The sequence below is a fragment of the Runella aurantiaca genome (assembly GCF_003339505.1).
GTDB classification, from domain to species: Bacteria; Bacteroidota; Bacteroidia; order Cytophagales; family Spirosomataceae; genus Runella; species Runella aurantiaca.
Genome location: NZ_QPIW01000012.1, coordinates 104583 through 125702, shown reverse-complemented (window position 1 = coordinate 125702; position 21120 = coordinate 104583). Strand labels below are relative to the sequence as shown.

Below are 21120 nucleotides of genomic sequence, written 5' to 3'. Positions count from 1 at the left end.
TGACTTTTTGTCGATAAAATTATATTTTTTGTAGAATGTAAATATTCAACCTGTATAGTTTTTTAATTATCTAAACAACTATTTTAAATTTTCTCATAAAAGCCGAATTAAATTTTGAGTTAATGCTTTTGGTCAGTAAGTTATGTTGACAATTAACCTAAACAACAAACTAAATGCCCATTATGAAGTGTTCTCTACTCATTCTTTTGCTTGGTTTTATTGGTATATCTACCTACGGACAAACCCGCAAGATTACCGGTAAAATTACCGATGCCGAAAATGGCTCCGTACTGCCCGGGGTCAACGTTTTGCTCAAAGGCACCAACACGGGTGCCAACTCTGATTCTGAGGGAAATTTTGCCCTCAGTGTGCCTTCTGGAGGAGGGATACTGGTGGTTTCTTTCATTGGAATGTCTACCCAAGAATTGCCCATCGGCGACCAAAGCAATTTTTTGATTAAGCTTAAAACCGATACCAAACAGCTCATGGAAGTGACCGTGACTGCGTTGGGTTTTGAGCAAAACAAAGACATTCAGGGCGCGACCTCCTCCAAAGTAACGGGCGTGGCGATTGCCCGAACGGGCGAAACGGGTGTTATTAACGGTCTCGCGGGTCGAGCCGCGGGTGTTCAAATCTCCCGCTCATCAGGCGACCCGGGCGCAGGTTCGTACATCCAAATACGCGGGCAAAGCACCATCACTGGCGATAATCAACCTTTGGTGATTATTGACGGGATTCCGATGAGCAATAGCAGCATCGGTGAATCGGCTGGTGGGGTACGCCAACAGTCGCGGCTTAATGACCTGAATCCCAATGATATTGCGGATGTGCAGATTCTGAAAGGAGCCGCCGCTGCCTCTCTGTGGGGCTCGCGTGCGGCCAATGGGGTGATGGTGATTACGACCAAAAAAGGTCGCAACAGCAACAAAGTTGATATTTCGTTCAGCTCGTCGGTTTCCATTGATAAAGTGAATCTTTTGCACCCCATGCAAGATAAATATGGGCAGGGGGTCAATGGGGTTTTTAGTCCTACGGCCTCCAATTCTTGGGGGGATAAAATCGAAAACCGTTCGGGTGCCGCCGATGAATTCAACACCACGGGACAGTATTTTGAAGCTTTGGATGGCACGAAGCATTATCCGATTACGAAAAAAAACTCCAAAGAAACCTACAACGACCAACGAATCAATCAGGTGTTCAGGACGGGGTATTTTGTGGATAACAACGTAAGCCTCAGCGGTGGCAATGAGCAGGGAACCTATTATTTGAGCGTGGGTGACCTGAACCAAAAAGGAATTATTCGCGGGCAAAGCGACTATCGCCGGACTACCTTCCGCCTCAATGCCGACCGTAAGTTTGGGGATATGCTTTCGCTTTCTACCAAGACTTCTTACGTTAAATCTAAATCGAATCGAATCCAGACAGGGTCAAACGTCAATGGACTTTACTTGGGGATGGTGCGCACGCCGCCTGATTTTGACGATACAGATTACAAAGGCTATTACTATTCTTCCCCAACGGCCGCCCCGATTTTGCGTCAGCGGTCTTATCGCCGCTATTTGGGCAACGATAATCCTATTTATGATTCGCCGTTGTGGGTGATCAATGAGTTGCAAAACCCTACGCTCGTCGACCGTTTTATCACCGCCACCGAAATCAGTTTCAAGCCGCAGAAATGGTTTGAGTTGAAAGCACGCGGAGGGGTAGATTCCTATACCGATACGCGCAAAAGTTATTATCCAGTAGGCTCGGCAGGGAGTGCATTCACGGGAAGTTATACCGAAGAGATGTTTAAAGAAACCGAGCTTAACTTTGACGTGATAGCCCGCGCCGTGAAAGACATTACGCCCAATATTTCGGGGACGTATATTTTGGGCTGGAACGTCAACAATCGTGATTTTCTAAATCTGGGCTATTCAATGGTTAACTTTTTGATTCCGAATGGCCCGATGGATGCCAGCAACTCCACGGCAGCCAACCGCACTCCTTTTGACGAAGAGCGTCGGATTCGTACCACACGACTTTACAGCACTGCCAATTTTGGATTTTACGATCAAGTTTATCTGAACCTCGGTGCGGCAGCGGAGTCGGGCTCACCGTTTGGTGAAAAAACCGACCGAACCTTTCTGTATCCTTCGGTAGATGTGGCGTGGCAGTTTACCAAACTAGATCCGCTGCGAGAAATCGGTTGGTTGAGTTTTGGCAAACTTCGCGGGTCTTACGGCGTCGTGGGAGTGCAGCCGCAACCGTACAGAAGTACGACCGATTTTGTGACGGCGGAGTTTTCTGGGGGCTGGGGTGGTACTGCCAGCGGAGTGGCGTATGGCAACGGTGCTTTTGTGCAGTCGTCACAACAGGGAGATGCTTTTTTGCGCCCCGAACGTAAAACGGAGTGGGAAATCGGAAGCGATATGCGCTTTTTTAGAGACCGTCTTTCGTTGGGATTTACGTATTACCGCAATACCATCAAAGACCTGCTGCTGGAAGTGGCCGCCGCGCCGAGTACGGGTTTTACGAGTCGTTACACCAATGCTGGAACCATGTCTAACAAAGGCTGGGAAGGCGAAGTGTCGGCCGAGGTATTTCGCCAAGGAGCGCTTGATATTCAACTCATTGGAAACATCAGCCAGAACATAAACCGGGTGGAAGATTTGGCGGGAACCGACCAGATTGTTTTGGGAGGATTTAGCACGCTTACTAGCTCAGTAGCTAAAGTTGGCTATTCATTATCAGCGCTTTATGGCGGTACGTATCTCCGTAAGGCCGACGGGTCATTAGATTTGAACGCCAACGGCTTTCCGCAATTGGCACCTACCTACGGCGTGATTGGTGATCCTAACCCCAAATACCGCGCAGGTTTCGGAACCAATGTCAATTACAAAAACTTCTCTCTCAATGTGCTTTTTGAAACCTTCCAAGGCTCAACATTCGCGCCCAATACCCAATCTGTACTCTATAATTTCGGTACACACGCCGACGTAGGAAATGAAGTGACGATTCCCGCCGGCGGCCTCAAAAACTACGACGGAAAAATGTTTGAAGCGGGTAGTGCCGTACGCGGCAATATTCAGGATTTCGGCGCAGGGCCTGTATTGCTGGATCAAGCTTGGTACACCACTTTGGGGCAGGGATTCAGTGCTTTACAGGAACAATTCATGGTAGATGGCAGTTGGACCCGACTCCGAGAGGCTACCCTTGCCTACAACTGGCGCAGCCCTTGGTTGAAAGAAAAACTCAAATTGGGTTCGATTAGCGTGTCGGCTACGGGGCGTAATTTATTGCTTTGGACGGATGTAGTAGGTATTGATCCCGAAACGTCGCTCAATGGTACTGGCAACGGTCGTGGTCAAGATTATTTCAACAACCCAGGCTCTAAATCGGTCGTTTTTTCGGTCAGAATCAATTACTGATAAATACAGATACCTGCCTTTCGGATTTTTAATCTCCAAAATGACAAAAAAATGAAAAAATATATTTCCACCGCCGCACTTGCCATCACGTTATCCCTGACGGCCTGCGACTCCCTTGTGAGTAACCTGAACGATGATTTGAACAACCCGACCGATGCGCCCGCCGAGTTGATGTTTACGGGCATTGAGTTGGCCGCGGCCTCGGTACACGAAGGCTACAACTCGCTTTTGTCGAGTATTTGGAGCGGCTATTATTTCGGTTACGACCGTCAATGGGCCGATTTTCACGTTTACAATGTGGCGGGTTCTTATTTTGACGGCATGTGGAGCAGCAGCTACTACGGTATTCACCGCAATGCACGCCTGTTGTTGGCCAAAATTGAACCGCAGGGCGTCAAGGTATTGGCGGGAATGACCAAAGTACTGATGGCCCACAACATGGGAACCATGACTTCGCTCTACGGAGATATTCCTTTTTCGCAGGCGGCTCAATTGGAAGAATTTCCGAATGCAAAATATGACACCCAAACCGAAGTCTACGCTGGTGTGCAAAAACTGCTGGACGAAGCCATCAAAGACCTCGAAACGGGCGTGGGCGTACCGCGTGCTGGCACGGATGTGCTGCTGGGTGGGGACCCAAAAAAGTGGATTGAAGTGGCCTACACGCTCAAAGCCCGGTTTTATACCGATACCAAAGAGTACCCATTGGCGGCGGCCGCGGCGGCAAAAGGCGTAAGCAAAGCCACCAATTCCATGTACATGCCGCACGGGGCTATTCAGGGGCAAAATCAAAATTTTATTTATAACTTCTTAGCAGTGAGTAGGATTGGCGATGGGGCGGCCGTTACTAAAGCCAATGCTCCTTGTCATTTGTTAAAACTGATTGACCCAACGCTCACCACCACCTACCGGGGCAATGCCAAAACCGACGAAACGGCCCGTTTTAATTTTTATTATTTGCGTCAGGGGGTCAACGTGCCCAATCGCGTGGAGCCGAATACCCAAAAACGGGCTACGCAGGTAGGTTTTATGAGCGTAGATGCGGCGTTTCCGTTGGTGACGTTTCAGGAAAATAAACTAACTCAGGCCGAAATGGCCCTACGGGCGGGCAGTTTTGCGGATGCACTCGCGTATCTGAACGAATACCGGGCGTTTATGAACACGGGTGGCGGCTACATAAATAGCGTGACAGCGGCCAATTTTTCGTATAAATACCTGCCTTATGCAGAAGCTGATTTTGTAAAAGGAGGCATGGAAAATACCGACGGAATTGCCCAAAATGATGCGCTCATGCGGGAAATTTTGGAAGAACGCTACGTGGCTTTTTATTGTCAAACCATCGGTTGGAACGATGAACGCCGCAATCGCACCAGCCCAACAGGGATAAAGTTGACTCCCAACGCGGGGGATAAATTGCCGATGCGTTTTATCTATTCGCAAAACGAAATCAACGGAAATCCGCTTTCACCCAAACCCGTACCGGGGGTTTTTGACGCAATGGCAATTTATAAATAAGCTTTTTTATTCGTAGTTTAGGAACGTTTGCCCCTTTGCTGATTCAGCCCAGTAAATGGGCAAACGTGTTTCCACCCAAACCTTTTTATTCTCCGTATCTTAACCTGCTGCAAATGAAATTTTATACCATCGCATTTTTATTTTTTTCGATGCACGTCGCGGCCCAGCGTCTTGATTCCAAACAAATTACGGTCAATGAAGGAACCAATATGGCGATGGCGCTCTCGCCCGACGGCCAAACCATTGCCATTGATTTGCAGGGAACCATTTACACGCTTTCCGCCAAAGGCGGAGTGGCTAAATCACTGACCGACGGCATGGGCGACGACCGCCAACCTTGCTGGAGTCCCGATGGGCAACGGGTTGCTTTTCAGTCGTATCGGGGAGGCACGTACCATATTTGGAGTGTAAATAAAGAAGGAAAAGACCTCAAACAACATACCTCTGGCCCCTACGACCACCGCGAACCTTTCTGGGCACCCGATAGCAAAAGCATTGTTTGTTCTTCGGACCGAAAGGGAAATTATGACATCTGGAAAATTGACCTTTCAACGGGTACCGCTACCGCCCTCACCACTCATTTGGAGCACGATTATACCCCTGCTTATTCGCCCGATGGCAAGACATTGACTTTTGCGTCAAGTCGGGCCAATGGCGCGGGTATTTATCTGCTGTTGGAGGATGGTACTGAAAAATTGCTGGCTCCAGCGGGAAAAGGCACGCCGAGTGCGCCAGCATGGAGCAGAGATGGTAAATGGATTAGTTACCAATTATTGACTGTTGCCGAAACTTCGCTGTTGTCGGTCGAAGTGGCAACGGGCAAAATTGTTCCGTTGAGCAAAACAGGCGATGATGTGTTTCCTTTTCGGGCGGCGTGGGAGGCCAACGGGAGTATTTTGTACACCACTGACGGAAAAATCAAGCGGCGTGGTGCCGAAGATGGCGGCAGCGTAGAAGTGCCGTTTCAGGTGACGATGACGGTCAGTACGCCCGTGTATCAACGAAAAACTTATGATTTTGATGGCCCTTCTTTAAAAACAGTAAAAGGCATTCGTAGCCCAGTGGTATCGCCTGATGGCAAGCAGGTGGCTTTTATTGCGCTCGGTGATGTGTGGCTGCTGACGATTGGCCTACCTAAACCGGTAAAGCTGACTGACGATGTGTATTATGAAACCGACTTAGCGTGGTCGCCAGATGGAAAAAAGCTACTCTTTTCCGCCGACCGAACGGGCAACATGGATTTGTACACGTTAGAGCTTTCGACCCGAAAAATCACTCAATTGACCCAAACCGCCGACGATGAATTTCAGGGTTCGTGGTTGGCCGACGGTAAAAAGATTGCGTTTATGAAACAGGGCCTGCGTAATACGCTGGCCGTAGGAACGGTGCTACAAATCATGGATTTGACCACCAATGTGACCAAAGCGGTCTACAAACCTATGTTTCAGCCAGGGCAACCTTCGTGGTCGCCGAATGGGAAATACGTGTTGCTGGCGGCGTTGGAAGCGTATTCTTCCAAGTTTCGCGAAGGGGTAAGTAAGTTTTTATTGGTCAATTCCGAAAGCGGACAAGCGGTTAGTTTCGATACGCCCATACCCTACCAAACCCCCGCGATGCGCTACCGCAACGGCCCGATTTGGTCGCCCGATGGCACCAAACTGGCCTACGTCAAAGACGCTTTGCTGTGGGTCATTGATGTCAACGAAGATGGTCAATTTAAGGGTCAACCCCGCGCCGTTACGTCGGAGTTGGCCGAAGCACCTACGTGGACGGGTGATTCAAAATCGTTGGTGTACGTGGCCACCGACCACCTGCGGAAAGTAGCCCTCGCCGACACAAGCAAGCAGGATATTCCGCTCGACTTGACGTGGACCAATGCCAAGCCCAAAGGCACCGTCGTGATTCATGCGGGGCGGTTGTTTGACGGAAAAAATGAAAAATTACTTACCAACGTCGACTTGGTGGTGGAAGATAGTCGCATCAAAGCGATTCAACCGCACCGCACTAATTACCCCGCCAATTACCGCAAAGTGGATGCGTCCAACCTGACTGTGATGCCCGGGTTGTTTGAAACACATTCTCACCTCGATGCGCAGTTTGGCGAAAAAACGGGACGGATTTGGCTGGCTTATGGCATTACGACGGTGCGCGAGCCGGGTTCTGACCCTTATGATGCCGTAGAGCAGCGCGAAGCATGGCACAGCGGCAGACGCCCCGGGCCGTTTCACTTTTTGACGGGGGCCCTCACCGACGGCGGTCGCATTTATTACAACATGGCCACGGCCATCGGCTCGGAAGCACAGCTTAAACTCGAACTCAACCGCGCCAACCGATTGGGCTACGACCTTATCAAAACCTACGTGCGGATGCCCGATGAATGGCAGCAAAAAATCACCGAATACGCCCACCAAAACGGCATGACTATATCGTCGCACGAGATTTTTCCTGCCGCTCGGTACGGCGTGGATGCGGTGGAGCACCTCGGCGCTACGAGTCGCCGGGGGTATTCGCCCAAGCTGACCTCAACGGCCCATAGCTATGAAGATGTAGTGCAAATCATCAGTCAGTCAAAAATGGTGATTACGCCTACATTGGCGCTTTCGGGCGGGTATTGGAGCACCATTACGAGAGATACGAGCCTGTTTGATACGCCGCAGTTTCGGCAATTGTATCCTGCTTACTACCGCACTGGGATGCTGGAAACGGCCCAACAGATGAAAAGCCAACCTTCGGCCATTGTGCTGAATTATGCCAATTCGGGCAAAGTTGCCAAGCGACTTCTGGACAGCGGGGCGCGCATCACGAGCGGCACGGATTCGCCTATTATGCCCTACGGCACGAGCTTGCACGTAGAGCTTTGGAGTTATGTAGAAAGTGGATTTACGCCCTTTCAAGCCTTACAAACCTCGATGATTAATGCCGCAAAAAGCCTCAATGTTGATAAAGATTTGGGAACGTTGGAAGTAGGAAAAATTGCCAATATCAGCATCGTAGAGGGCAACCCACTCCAAAATATTCGTGACGCGCAGCGCGTACGCTACGTGCTTGTCAATGGAAAAATATATACGTTGGAAGAGTTGTTGAAACGGCCTTAAGCCGCATTTTTTCACGCAAAGTCGCCGAGACGCAAAGAGTCTGTTCTCGGCGACTTTGCATGAGTAAGTTTAGGGTTGGGTCGTTGCTAAATCACATTCCATGCGGTACATATCGAAGCCTTCGGCCCAAAAATCTTCCACAATTTCTTTGAGTTCGAGACCGAATTTTTGATAAAAAGGATACACCAGTTGCGATGTTCGGACCGAAATGGTTTTTATCCCTTCCATTTCCTTGATTCGTTCGATTCGGTACTTTGTCAAAGCGCTGCCAATGCCTTTTCCTTGATAGTCAGGATGTACAATATCCCAAGAGATTTTGGCCGTGATGCCGTCGTCGGCGAGATTGATGCCGCCGCAACCAACCACTACGCCGTCTTTTTCCACCACGTAATAATATTCGACGTGGTGCGCTAAATAATACACTAAATCATCTTCCTCGTCGGGCGAAAAGTATTCTGGGGTGTTGAGCCGTAAGAGTTGGATAATCTGTTCTTGATCAGCACTGTTGTATTGTCTTATCTCCATTGGATTGGTATTTATTCGAGATGCTCTTTTTTGTAATTGCCAATGTGGATTTCACTTTCCTTTATTTTTTTGCTTTGCCTGAAATAGTTAATGGTACCCACGGTGAGAAGGATGAAAGAACACCCAAAGAAGAGGATTTGAATGGACAAAGCGCTTTCTATTTTCAACAGACTTTTCATGCTCAGTCCAGCCACCAGAAAATACATGGACGTGCGCAAAAATGACAAAAAAGTGGATTGATTGGCCAAAATTGTTCGTTGGATGGCCAGTTTTTCCCGTAAAATCAGGTCCTTGTTTTGAGCGTTGTCCATTTTCTAGTGGCTGTGTTTTTATTTAAAAAGCTCAAAACGAACAGTGTTCCCCGAAACTGAAACCTGCTCTGTGTCACCAAAGGTGTCAGGTTGCACTGGTTTGCCATTCAAAATCCATCGGGTGTATTTGCCTTTGGGCTGGGCCAAAACAATATTCCAGTCGGCTGATTTTTGGTTGATATTAAACGTATCGCTGCCCGTCGTTTGTTTGAACACCACCGAAATTTCATTTGTTCCGACGGCCACATTTTCAACTTTTCCTTCCGTCAATGCCGCAGGGAGCAGCGGCGAAAGCCTGATTTTTTTTTGGTGGGCGAGGGGTTTGATGCCAAAAAACTGCTTGATGATGGGCTCCCCAAAAGCGTACATGTTCCAAGCTTGGGTCATCATACCGTAGTCGGGTGAAACCTCATAAATGGAGCCGGGAAACGCGTAACTGAACGATTTGGTCATCTTTTTGAGCAAATTATAGGCCTCATTGGGACGCCCGTAGTTGTTTTCTGCCACGGCTTGTACCCCCGTGGGTAGCGTCATGACGGCGCCCGTGTAGGTAAATATTTTTTTGTCGGATACGGCGGCAAAAGAGCCTTCGTCGGTTCCAGCGGTTTCGTCGCGGTCGATTCCCGTCACAAACATTCCGAAGGGATTGGTGAATTTTTTAGCGGTTTCCAACGCTGCAATGGCCTTTTCTTTATCGGCAATGCCCATTTCCATCGGGGTATTTACGACCCAGTTGTGGTGCATCACAAATCCCTTTTTTAGTCCTGCTTCGTAAGTCTCAATTTTGGTTTTTGTGTCTTTTAATTCTTTGACGGCCCAAGGTTTTTTGAGGGTGTCGGCGCGCACGATGGCGTCTTGAACCAAGTGTAATGCTTGTTCTTTGGTGCCGATAAAATCAGCATATGAGCCAAATTCCTCCACCCAAAAGTCTTTATTGATTTTTGCTTTGATGAGGTCTGCTTTGTCTTGGTAGCTTTTTGCCAACGCATTCTTTCCCAAAATCGCCGCCATTTGGGCCGCATCGGCAAAACCTTTTTGGGAGTAGGCCGCTACGTCAATCATCTCGGAATTCATGCCGTGAATCTCCATCATTCCAAATCCATCGGGCAGCGAATTGCCGTCTTTGTCGTTTTCTTTGATGAGCCAATCTAGCCCTTTTTCAATGCCCAGAAAGTATTTGTTTAGAAATGCGCGGTCGCCCGTCCAGCAAAACACCTCCCAAATCAGGGACACAAATTGCGGGGTTTCGTTGACGTTGCCCGGGTTAAAAACCGCGCCATTAGTAGATACTTCATGGACGATTCGGCCGTTGCCGTTGGTCTTTTCGGAGATGCGCTGGATGAGGTCAATCGTGCTGTAAGTCAGCGACTTTTGCCCAGTAGCAATCAGTCCTTTGAGGGTGTAGACCATGTCGCCACCAAACCACCACGGATAATCGGGCAGGCCCGCACTTACGCCACGACCTTGGTCCGCCACGTCGACGATGAGCCAGTCGGTGTTGTATTTGACCCAACGAAACGCCGTTTCAAGTTCTTTGTCGTTGAGCGTAATGCGGGATTTTTGATTGATTTGCTCAAATCTTGCTTTCTTTTTTGAAATCAAGGCAAAGGCATTTTCGCGCACTTCCTTAAACGCCTGTATGGCCTCGGCTTCGCTTTTTGAAGACCCCGCAATAATCAACGGAAAGCTAAAAACGCCATTGGGCGCGATTTCAAAGGTGTATTGGGTGCGGCTCGTTGAGACATTGGGCTTGGTGAGATTGACTTCTGAAGTACTTGAGGGTGTGCCGTTTATGCTAGAACCATACACCGCATACCACGGATTGAGGGCGTCTTTGGCCACCCAAAAATTGTCCACCGAACGAAAGGTCGCGGCATCTTTTCCGTCCACCATTCCGGTGCGCTCACCCAGCCAAACGGGCATGAGGTTGGAAATAGCTTTGAGGTCTAGCGTCACGTTGAGTTTATTGTTGGTCTTGTTTTTGACCAAAAACTCGACGTAGACCGCACTTTTTCCATCGGCTACAAATTGAAGGCGTTCGACGGTTATTTTTTCTGAAAAAGTATTGAAAATATGTTTGTTGCCAAATGGGTAATTGACAAACGTATCGGCCTTGGTGAGTGCTACGGTGGCATCGTCGACGGTGACGCTCGCCTCAAAACCATCCATGAGTTTGATGGGATGATGCCAAATGCCGCCCATTTCGCCTTTGACGTGCCAGCCCAAATCGGGAAACGTACCGTTTTGGTGTCCTACCATGTAAAGCCTGTCGCCAGCGGTGTTGAAAGGACTATCGAGATAGTTTGGTCGGCCAGTGATGCTTTCAGCATTGGCAAAAACGGGGGCAATGCTTTGCGGAATAACCTTTTGCGCAGGAAGGTGAAAGCCGATTCCTGAGGCGAAAAAGAGTCCAAGGAAGTGTTTATGTTTCATCATAGGTTTGAATAATTATCGCCCCTAAATTAACAGAATTACAGAAACACCACGCAATGGGGTTCAATTTCGAACTGGAATAGCGCCGTTGAATTCCCTTCTTATTTGCGTTACCCATGATTTGGAAATAGACCATTGGCTTGTGTAATGTCCTATTTTTTGTACTTTTGACCTATTCAAATCTCTTTATAAAATATTGACGCTTCTTATTACGAAAGCCAAAAAGGCTTTCGCGCATTCGTCTTGTCCATTTGGTCAAGCACGGATATAATTGTTGGCTGAAATTTTATAAAGTACAAAAATGAAAAATAATATAAAAATCGCAGTAATTGGCGGTACGGGTAAATCGGGAAAATACCTTGTAAAGCAACTGATAAATCAAGGGTTTCAACTCAAAATTCTTCTTAGGAATCCCGATAATTTTCCTCTCAATAGCCCACTTGTCGAAGTTGTTAAGGGTGATGTAGCCATTTATAGTACTGTCGATACCTTAGTTAAAGGTTGTCACGCCGTGATTAGCACACTAGGTTTGGGAATTCCTCCAAGCGAACCTACTATCTTTGGCCAATCAACTGCCAATGTTATTCAGGCGATGAATAAGTATAATGTTCATCGTTATATCGTAACCACTGGGCTGAATGTGGATACTCCTTTGGATAATAAAAGCCCCAAAACCGCTTTCGCAACAGACTGGATGAGAAAAAATTATCCAATTTCAACGGCTAATAAGCAGTCTGAGTTTGATATTTTGACAAATAGCAATGTTGATTGGACCTTAGTGAGACTTCCTTTAATTGAACAAACCGGCGACCATGGTCAGATTCATGTCAGTTTGGAAGATTGTCTTGGGGACAAAATAAGCGCGACTGATTTGGCTCATTTTCTTATTCAACAGCTGTTTACCCAGACGTTTGTTAGAAAAGCGCCATTTATCGCCAGTGTCTAAATGTGTCAATAGTGAGTCTGAAAATGGCTCACTATTTTTATTTCACTCAATCCTCGATTGCCTCAATCCCCAGTTGTTTTAGCCGTTCAAGATGCTCCTTCATGGCATTTAGCTGTTCTGGAGCGTGTCCCTGCCATTCGGTGACCTCGCCCGAGACCCGAAGCGGGCTCTTTGTACGGTAAGACTTGGTTGGGTTGCCCGGGTATTTTTTGTCCGTCAAATTGGGGTCGTCTTCTATCGGGCCGGTTGGCTCTACGATGTAAATTCGGCCAGGGGCGTCGCCCAAAGCAAGTTCCGCTCCCCAAATGGCCGCATCCAAGGTGGCGGTTAGATAGACATAAGACGCTTTCTTGCTTTTGCCGTAGTTTGAATTAAAGCCGGGCTCAATCAGGTCTCCCTGTTTCAAATTGGCCTTCGTGCCATGATAGAACTTCGGTAAACTCAGGTCTGGCGTGTCTTCACTGCTGTTTGTTGGCATTGGTGTTCTAGGTTTGTGAAAGACTTTTTGTAGGCTAAAGTTTTGGTTCTTTGCATTCGGGTACGAAATGGAAGCGCGGAGGCTGCGTGTTGAATTTTGCACGTCAGCCCGACCGATGCACAACCCGTGTTAGCGAAGTTTTTCTTCTCGGTCAGTCAACCTTTTTTTGAGGATTCCTTTTTCCACACTTTCGTTGATTAAGTTCTCTGCATAACTCCAAATGGATACCGAACCGTTTTTAATTGCTTTTTTCTTGTCAAAAACTTTTTGATAGGGGACATTAAATTCTGTCCAAGTACCGCCATTATTTGACGTATTTTGTAGCAATGGTTCAAATCGGTCCATTGCTTTGGCAAATTTTGCTTCGTCGGTCACACCTTCTTCAAATTCTTTCCAAATGGCAATAAACTCTTCTGCTTGGTCGGCGGGTAAAAGCCCAAATATTCGTTTTGCGGCAATAAGTTCTTCGTCGGTATTTGTATGGTTTTTTTGAGCGTCGTAAATAAAAGTGTCGCCAGCATCAATTTCTACGATGTCGTGAATTAAAACCATTTTTACAACTTTCAGCACATCAATAGGTTTGTCCGAATGTTCGGCCAATACAATTGTCATCATTGCTAAATGCCAACTATGTTCAGCGTCATTTTCGTGCCTATCGCTGTTGAATAATTTAGTTTTACGTTGAATGTATTTCAACTTGTCTATCTCTTTGATGAAGCTTACCTGTTTTAATAAATTATCGGTCTGCATTGTTCTATAGATCTTGGGAGAATTTTATTGTTGGTGTAATATTCGTTAAAATGGCTATTGATGGGATGGTTCTGAGCGAAGTGTAGGAAGTTTTAGTACAATCACTTAATAGAATTTATGCTGTTTAAATAATTTTTATTTGCTCATATTTTGATAAAACCATGTGAGCAATAGGTATTTTGTCATGTGTACTTATCAATTCAAATTAAGTCCTAACATAAGTCCGAACCAAGGTTTATTTTCATAAATCCACAAATTTTTATTGTTGTCTAAAAGATTATCATAGCCAAGGCCTAAACCTATGGTAAGTTTATTTACTGCAATAATACCTGCTATTCCTTTTTGTAAAATTAGTCCGTCATATTCAGTCGAGATGCCGTTAATGGTTGTTGAAGGCGTCATTGGGGTATTCCCAAGTCCAACAAAAAAACCACCACTAAATCCAAAATGGTTTATTTGTCTTTGATATTTATTTAATGGGTTCTTTTTGTAGCGTATCTGATAGACATCTGTTCTATGCCCCACATAAATATTTCCATTAAAGTTGGCATTGAGTTGAGTGGGCAAACTGTTTATAATATTTGGTCGTATTTTGAACAATGCTGTTAAAATGTCAATATCTAAAGACGGTTTTATAAGGCGTTGCTGTGTAGGTAGATAAGTCTCCATTTTCTGGGGAAGGATGGTCGATATTTTTGTGGTAAGATTATAAATTGTTATACTGTCGGTATTGTTTTCAACATAACAATTATAGGCTTTTCTATCAATTTTTAACTTATATTTTGCATTTGCCAAGTCATATTTTGCATTGTTTTGTAAAGTTGCACAACTACTAAAAATCAAAAGCAGTATTGCTACATAAATTTTTGCCATTTTTAAATTATTTTTTTACGTTTAAACCAATAGAAGATTATAATCGCAATAACAATCATAATGCCTAATGTAAAAAAATAGCCATAATCCCATTTAAGTTCAGGCATGTTTTCAAAGTTCATACCATAAATTCCTGCTATAAAAGTTAGTGGTAAGAAAAAAGCAGAAAAGATAGTTAGCAATTTCATTACATCATTGCTTTTTTGAGCATTTACAGATAAGTATGTGTTTAATAGGTTGTTAGAGTTTTCTAAGACTTCGTCATACCCCAAAATAAGGCTTAGTAATTTATCCTTAATATCTTGCAAAGCCGTTTTAGATTGTTCGGATACTTCAATTTGATTGATTACATTTTGGGTGATTTGTAAAAGTTTTTTTGTGATTCGGGTTCGTGTTTTTTGATAGTAAAGGTCTTCTAATGATATTTTTGAATAATCTTTTAAAAAAACTGTTTTTTCAATTTCATCATTTTGGTCGCTCAAAAATTTAAGAGGATTGTTATACGTATCTAACATTTTATGGATAAAAAATAGCAATAAATCTTCGGATTTTATGTAGTTGTTTGATACATTTTGTAAAAACTCAAATTCAGCCCGATGAATTGTGATTACCTTTTCCTCGCTATAAAAAAAAGCTATTTTGTTGGAAAGGTCAGTGACATTGGTGGTCCTGTCGTCAATGTTGGATGTATATGCTCTTAAGATTAAGAAATTATACGTTTCTTGCTTTTCAAATTTAGGTAAATGTCCAGTTTCTAAACTGTCTTTTATTTGAAAATAGTCCAAGTTGTATTGCTTAGCAATACCGTCAAGATTAATTTTTTCGGGGTTACAAATATCTATCCAAATAAAATCATCAAATTGAATTTCTTTGCTTTTGCTCTCCATTACTTTTGTCAATTGTCTATTTTTCTACAAAGTTATAAAAATTGTGTAATGTTTTAGGGCTTAGATTGGCTTGCTGCTAATTCCTTAATTGTCGCATAATTTAAGTGATTTAAAAGAAATGCGCACTTTGTATTTGTGCTTTTAAAGAGCAACCATACAAAATGCGCATCTATATGATGGCTCGAAAACGAGACCCTTAATTCACCGAAAACTTCACGCCGCCCATGCTTTCCAGCAGCTTGAAAAAAGCGTTGGTGGGGGCTACGCGGTGGAGGCGGGATTGGAGTTTTATCTCGGTGCGGGTGAGGTTGTCTAATACCGAAACCGACAGCGAGCAGTTGCCGGGATGCGCCTGCACGGCTTCGTTGAGTTTTGCCACCAATACCCCGTCGAGCAGGTCCAAATCCAACTGCAACCGAATCTCTTTGGTAAGTTTTTCGCGCACTTCGCTCAGTAGCTGCATCGAGCTGATTTTAAATTCGTATTGGTCTTCTGATTTCCAGCGGTTTTGGATTTTGCCTTTCACAAACAGGAAGTGACCCGTTTGGATGTAGGCCGAAAACTTCACAAAATCTTCGCCAAAAAGCGCCATTTCCATCGAGCCGGCGTAGTCTTCCAGTTTGAAGATACAAAACGGATTGCCCGTTTTGGTGGTCCGAATCTGAAAACTGCTCACGATGCCCGCCACGGTTACATCCTTGCCAAACAGCAGCGGCTTCCCGCCGATTTCGACATTGACGGGCCCAACGGTTTCGGGGCTTTCATCGTCGGAGGCTTCGATGAGTTCCGAGGTTGCCATGACGCGGTCGAGCGTACAGGTACAGAAGTTGTCGAGTTCAAGCCTGAACATATCGAGCGGGTGGCCAGAGATGTAGAAGCCTACCACGTCTTTCTCAAAACGCAGTCGCTCAATATCGCCCCATGGCTCCACGTTGGGCGCTTTGGGCCGCGCAATGTCGGACCGACCGCCGCCAAATCCGCCAAACAGCGAAGCTTGGGCGTTGGATTTTTCGGCCTGTACGGCGTTGGCGTAGCGGATGAGCTTTTCGATGAGGTTTTGTTGCTCACCGTCTATCGTCGTAAAATATTGCGCGCGGTGGAAGTCCTCAAACAAATCAAACGCCCCCGCGTAAGCCAACGATTCGATGGTTTTCTTGTTGACCGTCCGCAAGTTGACGCGGGTCATAAAATCATAAATATCTTTGTAAGGGCCGTTTTTGTCGCGCTCTTCGATGATGCTTTCCACGGCGGCGTCGCCCGTGCCTTTGATACCTCCCAGCCCAAAGCGAATCTCGCCGCGTTTGTTGACGCCAAAGCGCCGCTCCGATTCGTTGACGTCAGGGCCGAGTACCGACAGGCCGATGGCCTTACATTCCTCCAAAAAGAAAGTGAGTTTTTCGATGTTGCCCAACGAACTCGTCATCACCGCCGCCATGTATTCTGACGGATAGTGCGATTTGAGGTAGGCCGTTTGGTAGGCCACAAACGCGTAGCAGGTCGAGTGCGATTTGTTGAAGGCATACGACGCAAAGGCTTCCCAGTCGGTCCAAACTTTGTCGAGTTTTTTTTCATCAAGGCCATTTTTTTTGCCGCCTTCCAAAAACTTACTCTTCATTTTGTTCAAGACCTCAATTTGCTTTTTCCCCATCGCTTTCCGCAACACGTCGGCATCGCCTTTGGTGAAGCCTGCGAGCTTCTGAGAAAGCAACATAATTTGTTCTTGATACGTCGATATTCCGTAAGTATCTGCCAAATATTCTTCCATTTCGGGCAAATCATACTCTACCTTTTCACGTCCATGCTTACGGTTAATGTAGTTGGGTATATAGGCAATCGGGCCAGGACGGTAAAGGGCGTTCATGGCGATGAGGTCTTCAAAACGGTCTGGTTTCAGCTCGCGCATGTATTTTTTCATCCCGTCGGATTCAAACTGAAACACAGCGTTGGTATCACCGCGTTGGAAGAGTTCAAAGACCTTGTAGTCGTCGAGCGGAATATAGTCAATTTCGATTTTGACGCCGTGGTTGGCCTCAATCATCCGCAGGGCTTCTTTGATGATGGTGAGGTTTCGCAACCCCAAAAAGTCCATTTTGATAACGCCCGCATCTTCAATAATTTTTCCTTCATACTGCGTAATGAGCAATTCTGATTCTTTGGACGTACTGACGGGAATCAGATTGGTCAAATCCTCGGGCGCAATGATAATCCCCGCCGCGTGAATACCCACGTTGCGGACGGTACCTTCCAGTTTCTGCGCCTCCTTCAATACTCTGGCAGTGAGGTCGTTGCCTTTGAGCATTTCGCGCAGTTTTTTTAGGTTTTCAACCTCATCGGGCGAAATGACTTCTGCCATTTTTTCGATGGGTACGTTGAAAACCTTGTTTAGGTTCATGTTGTAAGTAGGCTTATCGGGCACCAACTTCACCACGGCGTTGGCTTCGGCCAGTGGCAGGTCCATGACCCGCGCCACGTCTTTGATGGACGATTTGGCGGCCATAGTGCCATAGGTAATAATCTGCGCTACCTGATTTTTGCCGTATTTCTGCACCACATAATCAATCACTTTTTGGCGGCCTTCGTCGTCGAAGTCCGTATCAATATCGGGCATGGAGATACGGTCAGGATTCAGAAAACGCTCAAACAGCAGGTCGTACTTAATGGGGTCGATGTTGGTGATTCCAATCGCGTAGGCCACCGCACTGCCCGCCGCTGAGCCGCGCCCGGGGCCGATGAGTACGCCCATGTCGCGGCCCGCTTGAATGAAGTCGGCCACGATGAGGAAGTAGCCAGGAAAACCCATGTTTTTGATGGTGTTCAACTCAAAGTTGAGGCGTTCTTCAATCTCTGGCGTAATCTCTTTGTATTTCTTCAACGCGCCCTCAAATGTCCAGTGTTTGAGGTATTCCCACTGATTGAGTACGTCGGCGGTGAGTTCTTTCATCTTACCGTTGAAGTCAATCATTTGAGAAATACTGTGCTTTTTGAATTCTTCTGGAATGGGGAAGTTGGGCAGCAGAATATCCCGGTTGAGCTTCAGCAGCTCTACTTTATCGACGATTTCCTGCGTGTTGTCCAGCGACTCGGGTAGGTCGCTGAACGTCTTGAGCATTTCGGCTTTGGTTTTGAAATAAAATTCATCGTTGAAAAACGCAAAGCGGGTACCTTTGGGCATCGGGCTAGCGTCGTCAAAATCCTTATTGGTGGGGGTGGCTTGTTTATCGCCGGTGTTTACACAAAGTAAAATATCGTGCGCGTTGGCATCGTCTTGTTCTACATAGTGGCTGTCGTTGGAACATATCACCTTGACGTTGAACTCTTTGGCGTATTTTAGCAGGGCGTCGTTGGCAATGATTTGGTCGCGGATGCCGTGGCGCTGGATTTCTACGTAGTAGTCGTCGCCAAACAAATCCAACCACCATTTAAACTCTTGCCGTCCAGCTTCTTCTCCTTTTTTGATGATGGCCTGCGGCACACTTGCCCCAATGCAGCAGGTAGTGGCGATAAGTCCTTTGTGGTATTTTACCAACAGTTCTTTGTCGATACGCGGGTACTTGCCATACATGCCTTCGATGAACCCCAGCGAGCAAAGTTTGGCTAGGTTGCGATAACCTTCGGCGTTTTTGGCCAGTAGCAGTTGGTGGCGGCGTACGTCTTTTTGTTCTTTGGTAAACTGTTTTTTGTGGCGGTCTTCCACCAAATAAAACTCACAGCCCACAATGGGCTTGATGCCCGTTTTGTGGCCTTCGGCCACGAATTCAAACACACCGAACATATTGCCGTGGTCGGTGATGGCGATGGCGGGCATCTCGTCGGCTTTGGCTTTTTTAAACAGCTTTTTTATATCGGCCGCGCCGTCGAGCAGGGAGTATTGGGTATGGCAGTGGAGGTGGGAGAATTGCATGGTTGGGGTATCAGTCAATGTTTTTATAATCAAATAAAAGTCCTAAACTATCAGTCGTGCCGTCGAGCAGGGAGTATTGGGTTCGGACAGCAGCGGCTGACCGTCGACGCTTCGGTGGCAGTGGAGGTGGGAGAATTGTATAGGTTTGTAAGCGTATCTTATATTTTATGTTCATATCGTATACCGGTGCTGTGTTTGAGTTCCTTACCGATATCTCTTTTAAATCTTTCTTTTAAACGACTCATGTTTTGGGTGTCTTTACCACCAACAATAAAACCCCAAATTTGGTGTTTAGGGATAACCCCAAATCGGCTTTTAATATAATTAACGGCTTGTTGGATTTGCTCAAAAGCCCCTTCTGCATCACAACCGCTTCCCTTCAGTTCAACAAAATAATAACTGTAATCAGTAGGGCTATTATTCCTGTCACTCATAAATAAATAGTCACATTGTTTCTGGTTGGAAATTGCAGTTATCAGACATTTGTCCAGTTTTACACAACAAATATTAATGTTTTTATCGCTGCAATTGATGGAAAATGTTTTACCGTGTTCATTTACACTGCGCTTGGTTGAACAACATTTTTCTTCCTTTTTAATTTTGTGGTAAATGCTTTCGCCCTCTTTCACGGATACTGGATATTTAGCAATTCATCAAATTCATTACTGATTTGTTGGGTAACGTCGTCAAACAGACGGGCATCTACTCCTTTAAATTCTTGGTTAAGGGCATCCTCTATTTCTCCGTTTACTAAGTTGTAGGCAGCAAATTCATCGAAGTTCAGCCATGCTGCCCGGTCAATGATTCGTTCTGCATCACTGTCATTAATTTGAAATGCTTTCAGCAAATTATCAAGTACCCGAAGAATAAATGTGCTGTGAGTAGTGATGAGTAGTTGGCTTTCAGGGTTTTTGTTGGCTAATATGGCTAAGGATTCGATTAACTCTTTTTGGGCAGCAGCAAATAGATGTGATTCAGGCTCTTCAATGACCCGAAATACGGGATCGCCATAGAGCACATGCAAGAAAATATCTTGAAAAGTCCGGATGCTTTCTTGCTGACCAGAAGAAGCATTTTGGAGAAAAACGAATTGATTGTCATTTAGCGTCAGTTTTTCGCCCTCACTGTCATTTAGATAGTGTCCTTTTAAAACAGCTTCAATGCGCGTGAGTATTTTTTCTGAATCTGTACAATCAAGTTCTGGGTTTAGTTCTTTCTCGTCCTCAATGAAGGTTTGAAAATTGCCTGATTGGAGAAACTTGTTTCTTAAAAAACGGTTGTATTGAATAAATTTCAATAATATAATATCATTCTCAGACATATATCTGTGAGCTTCTTTGTCATTAGATGCTGATAAATTGTTGTCTAATTTAGAGTAAATTTCTAATAAATGATTGCCTAGTGAAATCACAGCGTTTCTACTTGCGGGTAAATAAAGATTCAATTGAGTACTTCCGAAAAAATTATTGACTATCTTAACGATACCATTAACAAACCTATCTCTTTCTCTTCTTTCCAAATCGCCAAAAGCATTATCTAAACGCTTTAATTCACGATTAAGTCCAATAGCTTTGTTCAACTTCGAGAGCCAGTGCTCAAACTCAATCTTCAATTCTCCTGTTTCAGTTTGGCTGATCCTAATAAATTCGTCATTGGCGTAAGTATAAATGATTTCAAAATTTGTAAGACGCCTGGAAGAGCCAAACAGTGTAATAAAATAGCTGTAGATTTGTCCTTCTATAACTTGCTTTAAGTTATCTTCAGTTACCAAAAAATTGCCGATGAAAGGAGTGAGTATTTCCTCCCGGATTGTCTTAAAGAAATAAACCAACTTTGCTACCGTACTCTTACCGCTGCCCTGTTCCCCCATCAATACTGTCATTTTTTTGACATTAATAGGCCGTTCTTCTTTATTAACAATCGCTTTGAAGCTTTTTATGAGTATTTGTTCCATGGCTTTGGGAAGTCATTTGATGCTGGTATCTCCTTTTATCTA

Annotated in this window: 14 protein-coding genes; 4 read left to right on the top strand and 10 right to left on the bottom strand. The window is 45.5% G+C overall.

Annotation, left to right across the window (positions count from 1 at the left end; translation table 11 throughout):
- Nucleotides 1-182: 182 nt before the first annotated feature.
- From DVG78_RS15855 to DVG78_RS15845, 3 genes are all read left to right on the top strand, one after another.
- Nucleotides 183-3410 carry a SusC/RagA family TonB-linked outer membrane protein gene (locus DVG78_RS15855; protein ID WP_114462087.1) on the top strand — a complete coding sequence of 1076 codons (3228 nt, stop codon included), beginning with the start codon at nucleotides 183-185 and terminating at the stop codon, nucleotides 3408-3410.
- Nucleotides 3411-3461: 51 nt separating this feature from the next.
- A complete protein-coding gene (locus tag DVG78_RS15850) occupies nucleotides 3462-4925 on the top strand; it encodes a SusD/RagB family nutrient-binding outer membrane lipoprotein (RefSeq protein ID WP_114462041.1) in 1464 nt (487 codons plus the stop codon).
- A 113-nt stretch (nucleotides 4926-5038) separates the two neighbouring features.
- Nucleotides 5039-8020 (top strand): amidohydrolase family protein, encoded by a 2982-nt coding sequence (locus DVG78_RS15845; protein WP_147277096.1) that lies wholly within the window; start codon nucleotides 5039-5041, stop codon nucleotides 8018-8020.
- 69 nt (nucleotides 8021-8089) lie between these two features.
- Here DVG78_RS15845 and DVG78_RS15840 read toward each other — a convergent pair whose 3' ends face one another.
- The 3 genes from DVG78_RS15840 to DVG78_RS15830 are packed head-to-tail and all read right to left on the bottom strand — an operon-like array spanning nucleotide 8090 to nucleotide 11292.
- Nucleotides 8090-8545: a GNAT family N-acetyltransferase gene (locus DVG78_RS15840; RefSeq protein ID WP_114462039.1), complete on the bottom strand. Its 456-nt coding sequence runs from the start codon at nucleotides 8543-8545 to the stop codon at nucleotides 8090-8092.
- Nucleotides 8546-8556: 11 nt separating this feature from the next.
- Nucleotides 8557-8856 (bottom strand): DUF202 domain-containing protein, encoded by a 300-nt coding sequence (locus DVG78_RS15835; protein ID WP_114462038.1) that lies wholly within the window; start codon nucleotides 8854-8856, stop codon nucleotides 8557-8559.
- A gap of 18 nt (nucleotides 8857-8874) precedes the next feature.
- Nucleotides 8875-11292 (bottom strand): alpha-L-rhamnosidase-related protein, encoded by a 2418-nt coding sequence (locus DVG78_RS15830; protein WP_114462037.1) that lies wholly within the window; start codon nucleotides 11290-11292, stop codon nucleotides 8875-8877.
- A gap of 298 nt (nucleotides 11293-11590) precedes the next feature.
- Here DVG78_RS15830 and DVG78_RS15825 point away from each other — a divergent pair, with 298 nt between their 5' ends.
- Entirely contained in the window at nucleotides 11591-12235 is a 645-nt protein-coding gene (locus DVG78_RS15825) for an NAD(P)-dependent oxidoreductase (protein ID WP_114462036.1), read from the top strand.
- A 46-nt stretch (nucleotides 12236-12281) separates the two neighbouring features.
- Here the strand turns inward: DVG78_RS15825 and arr are convergent, their stop codons facing one another.
- The 7 genes from arr to DVG78_RS15790 form a co-directional block, all read right to left on the bottom strand.
- Nucleotides 12282-12713: an NAD(+)--rifampin ADP-ribosyltransferase gene (arr, locus tag DVG78_RS15820; protein WP_114462035.1), complete on the bottom strand. Its 432-nt coding sequence runs from the start codon at nucleotides 12711-12713 to the stop codon at nucleotides 12282-12284.
- A 129-nt stretch (nucleotides 12714-12842) separates the two neighbouring features.
- Entirely contained in the window at nucleotides 12843-13463 is a 621-nt protein-coding gene (locus DVG78_RS15815; RefSeq protein ID WP_114462034.1) for an HD domain-containing protein, read from the bottom strand.
- Between the two features lie 195 nt (nucleotides 13464-13658).
- Nucleotides 13659-14336: a hypothetical protein gene (locus DVG78_RS15810; RefSeq protein ID WP_114462033.1), complete on the bottom strand. Its 678-nt coding sequence runs from the start codon at nucleotides 14334-14336 to the stop codon at nucleotides 13659-13661.
- Between the two features lie 2 nt (nucleotides 14337-14338).
- Nucleotides 14339-15223 (bottom strand): CorA family divalent cation transporter, encoded by an 885-nt coding sequence (locus DVG78_RS15805; RefSeq protein ID WP_114462032.1) that lies wholly within the window; start codon nucleotides 15221-15223, stop codon nucleotides 14339-14341.
- Nucleotides 15224-15419: 196 nt separating this feature from the next.
- Nucleotides 15420-19124: a DNA polymerase III subunit alpha gene (gene dnaE, locus DVG78_RS15800; RefSeq protein ID WP_114462031.1), complete on the bottom strand. Its 3705-nt coding sequence runs from the start codon at nucleotides 19122-19124 to the stop codon at nucleotides 15420-15422.
- Between the two features lie 158 nt (nucleotides 19125-19282).
- Nucleotides 19283-19753: a hypothetical protein gene (locus tag DVG78_RS15795; RefSeq protein WP_114462030.1), complete on the bottom strand. Its 471-nt coding sequence runs from the start codon at nucleotides 19751-19753 to the stop codon at nucleotides 19283-19285.
- Complete coding sequence (locus DVG78_RS15790; protein ID WP_114462029.1) at nucleotides 19750-21078, bottom strand: AAA family ATPase; 1329 nt, start codon at nucleotides 21076-21078, stop codon at nucleotides 19750-19752. The genes DVG78_RS15795 and DVG78_RS15790 overlap by 4 nt, the downstream gene beginning before the upstream one ends.
- Between the last annotated feature and the right edge of the window lie 42 nt (nucleotides 21079-21120).

Bases quoted from the DNA above. Each gene is read 5' to 3' on its own strand.
- DVG78_RS15855 (WP_114462087.1), top strand. From the start codon at position 183: ATGAAGTGTTCTCTACTCATTCTTTTGCTTGGTTTTATTGGTATATCT.
- DVG78_RS15850 (WP_114462041.1), top strand. From the start codon at position 3,462: ATGAAAAAATATATTTCCACCGCCGCACTTGCCATCACGTTATCCCTG.
- DVG78_RS15845 (WP_147277096.1), top strand. From the start codon at position 5,039: ATGAAATTTTATACCATCGCATTTTTATTTTTTTCGATGCACGTCGCG.
- DVG78_RS15840 (WP_114462039.1), bottom strand. From the start codon at position 8,545: ATGGAGATAAGACAATACAACAGTGCTGATCAAGAACAGATTATCCAA.
- DVG78_RS15835 (WP_114462038.1), bottom strand. From the start codon at position 8,856: ATGGACAACGCTCAAAACAAGGACCTGATTTTACGGGAAAAACTGGCC.
- DVG78_RS15830 (WP_114462037.1), bottom strand. From the start codon at position 11,292: ATGATGAAACATAAACACTTCCTTGGACTCTTTTTCGCCTCAGGAATC.
- DVG78_RS15825 (WP_114462036.1), top strand. From the start codon at position 11,591: ATGAAAAATAATATAAAAATCGCAGTAATTGGCGGTACGGGTAAATCG.
- arr (WP_114462035.1), bottom strand. From the start codon at position 12,713: ATGCCAACAAACAGCAGTGAAGACACGCCAGACCTGAGTTTACCGAAG.
- DVG78_RS15815 (WP_114462034.1), bottom strand. From the start codon at position 13,463: ATGCAGACCGATAATTTATTAAAACAGGTAAGCTTCATCAAAGAGATA.
- DVG78_RS15810 (WP_114462033.1), bottom strand. From the start codon at position 14,336: ATGGCAAAAATTTATGTAGCAATACTGCTTTTGATTTTTAGTAGTTGT.
- DVG78_RS15805 (WP_114462032.1), bottom strand. From the start codon at position 15,223: ATGGAGAGCAAAAGCAAAGAAATTCAATTTGATGATTTTATTTGGATA.
- dnaE (WP_114462031.1), bottom strand. From the start codon at position 19,124: ATGCAATTCTCCCACCTCCACTGCCATACCCAATACTCCCTGCTCGAC.
- DVG78_RS15790 (WP_114462029.1), bottom strand. From the start codon at position 21,078: ATGGAACAAATACTCATAAAAAGCTTCAAAGCGATTGTTAATAAAGAA.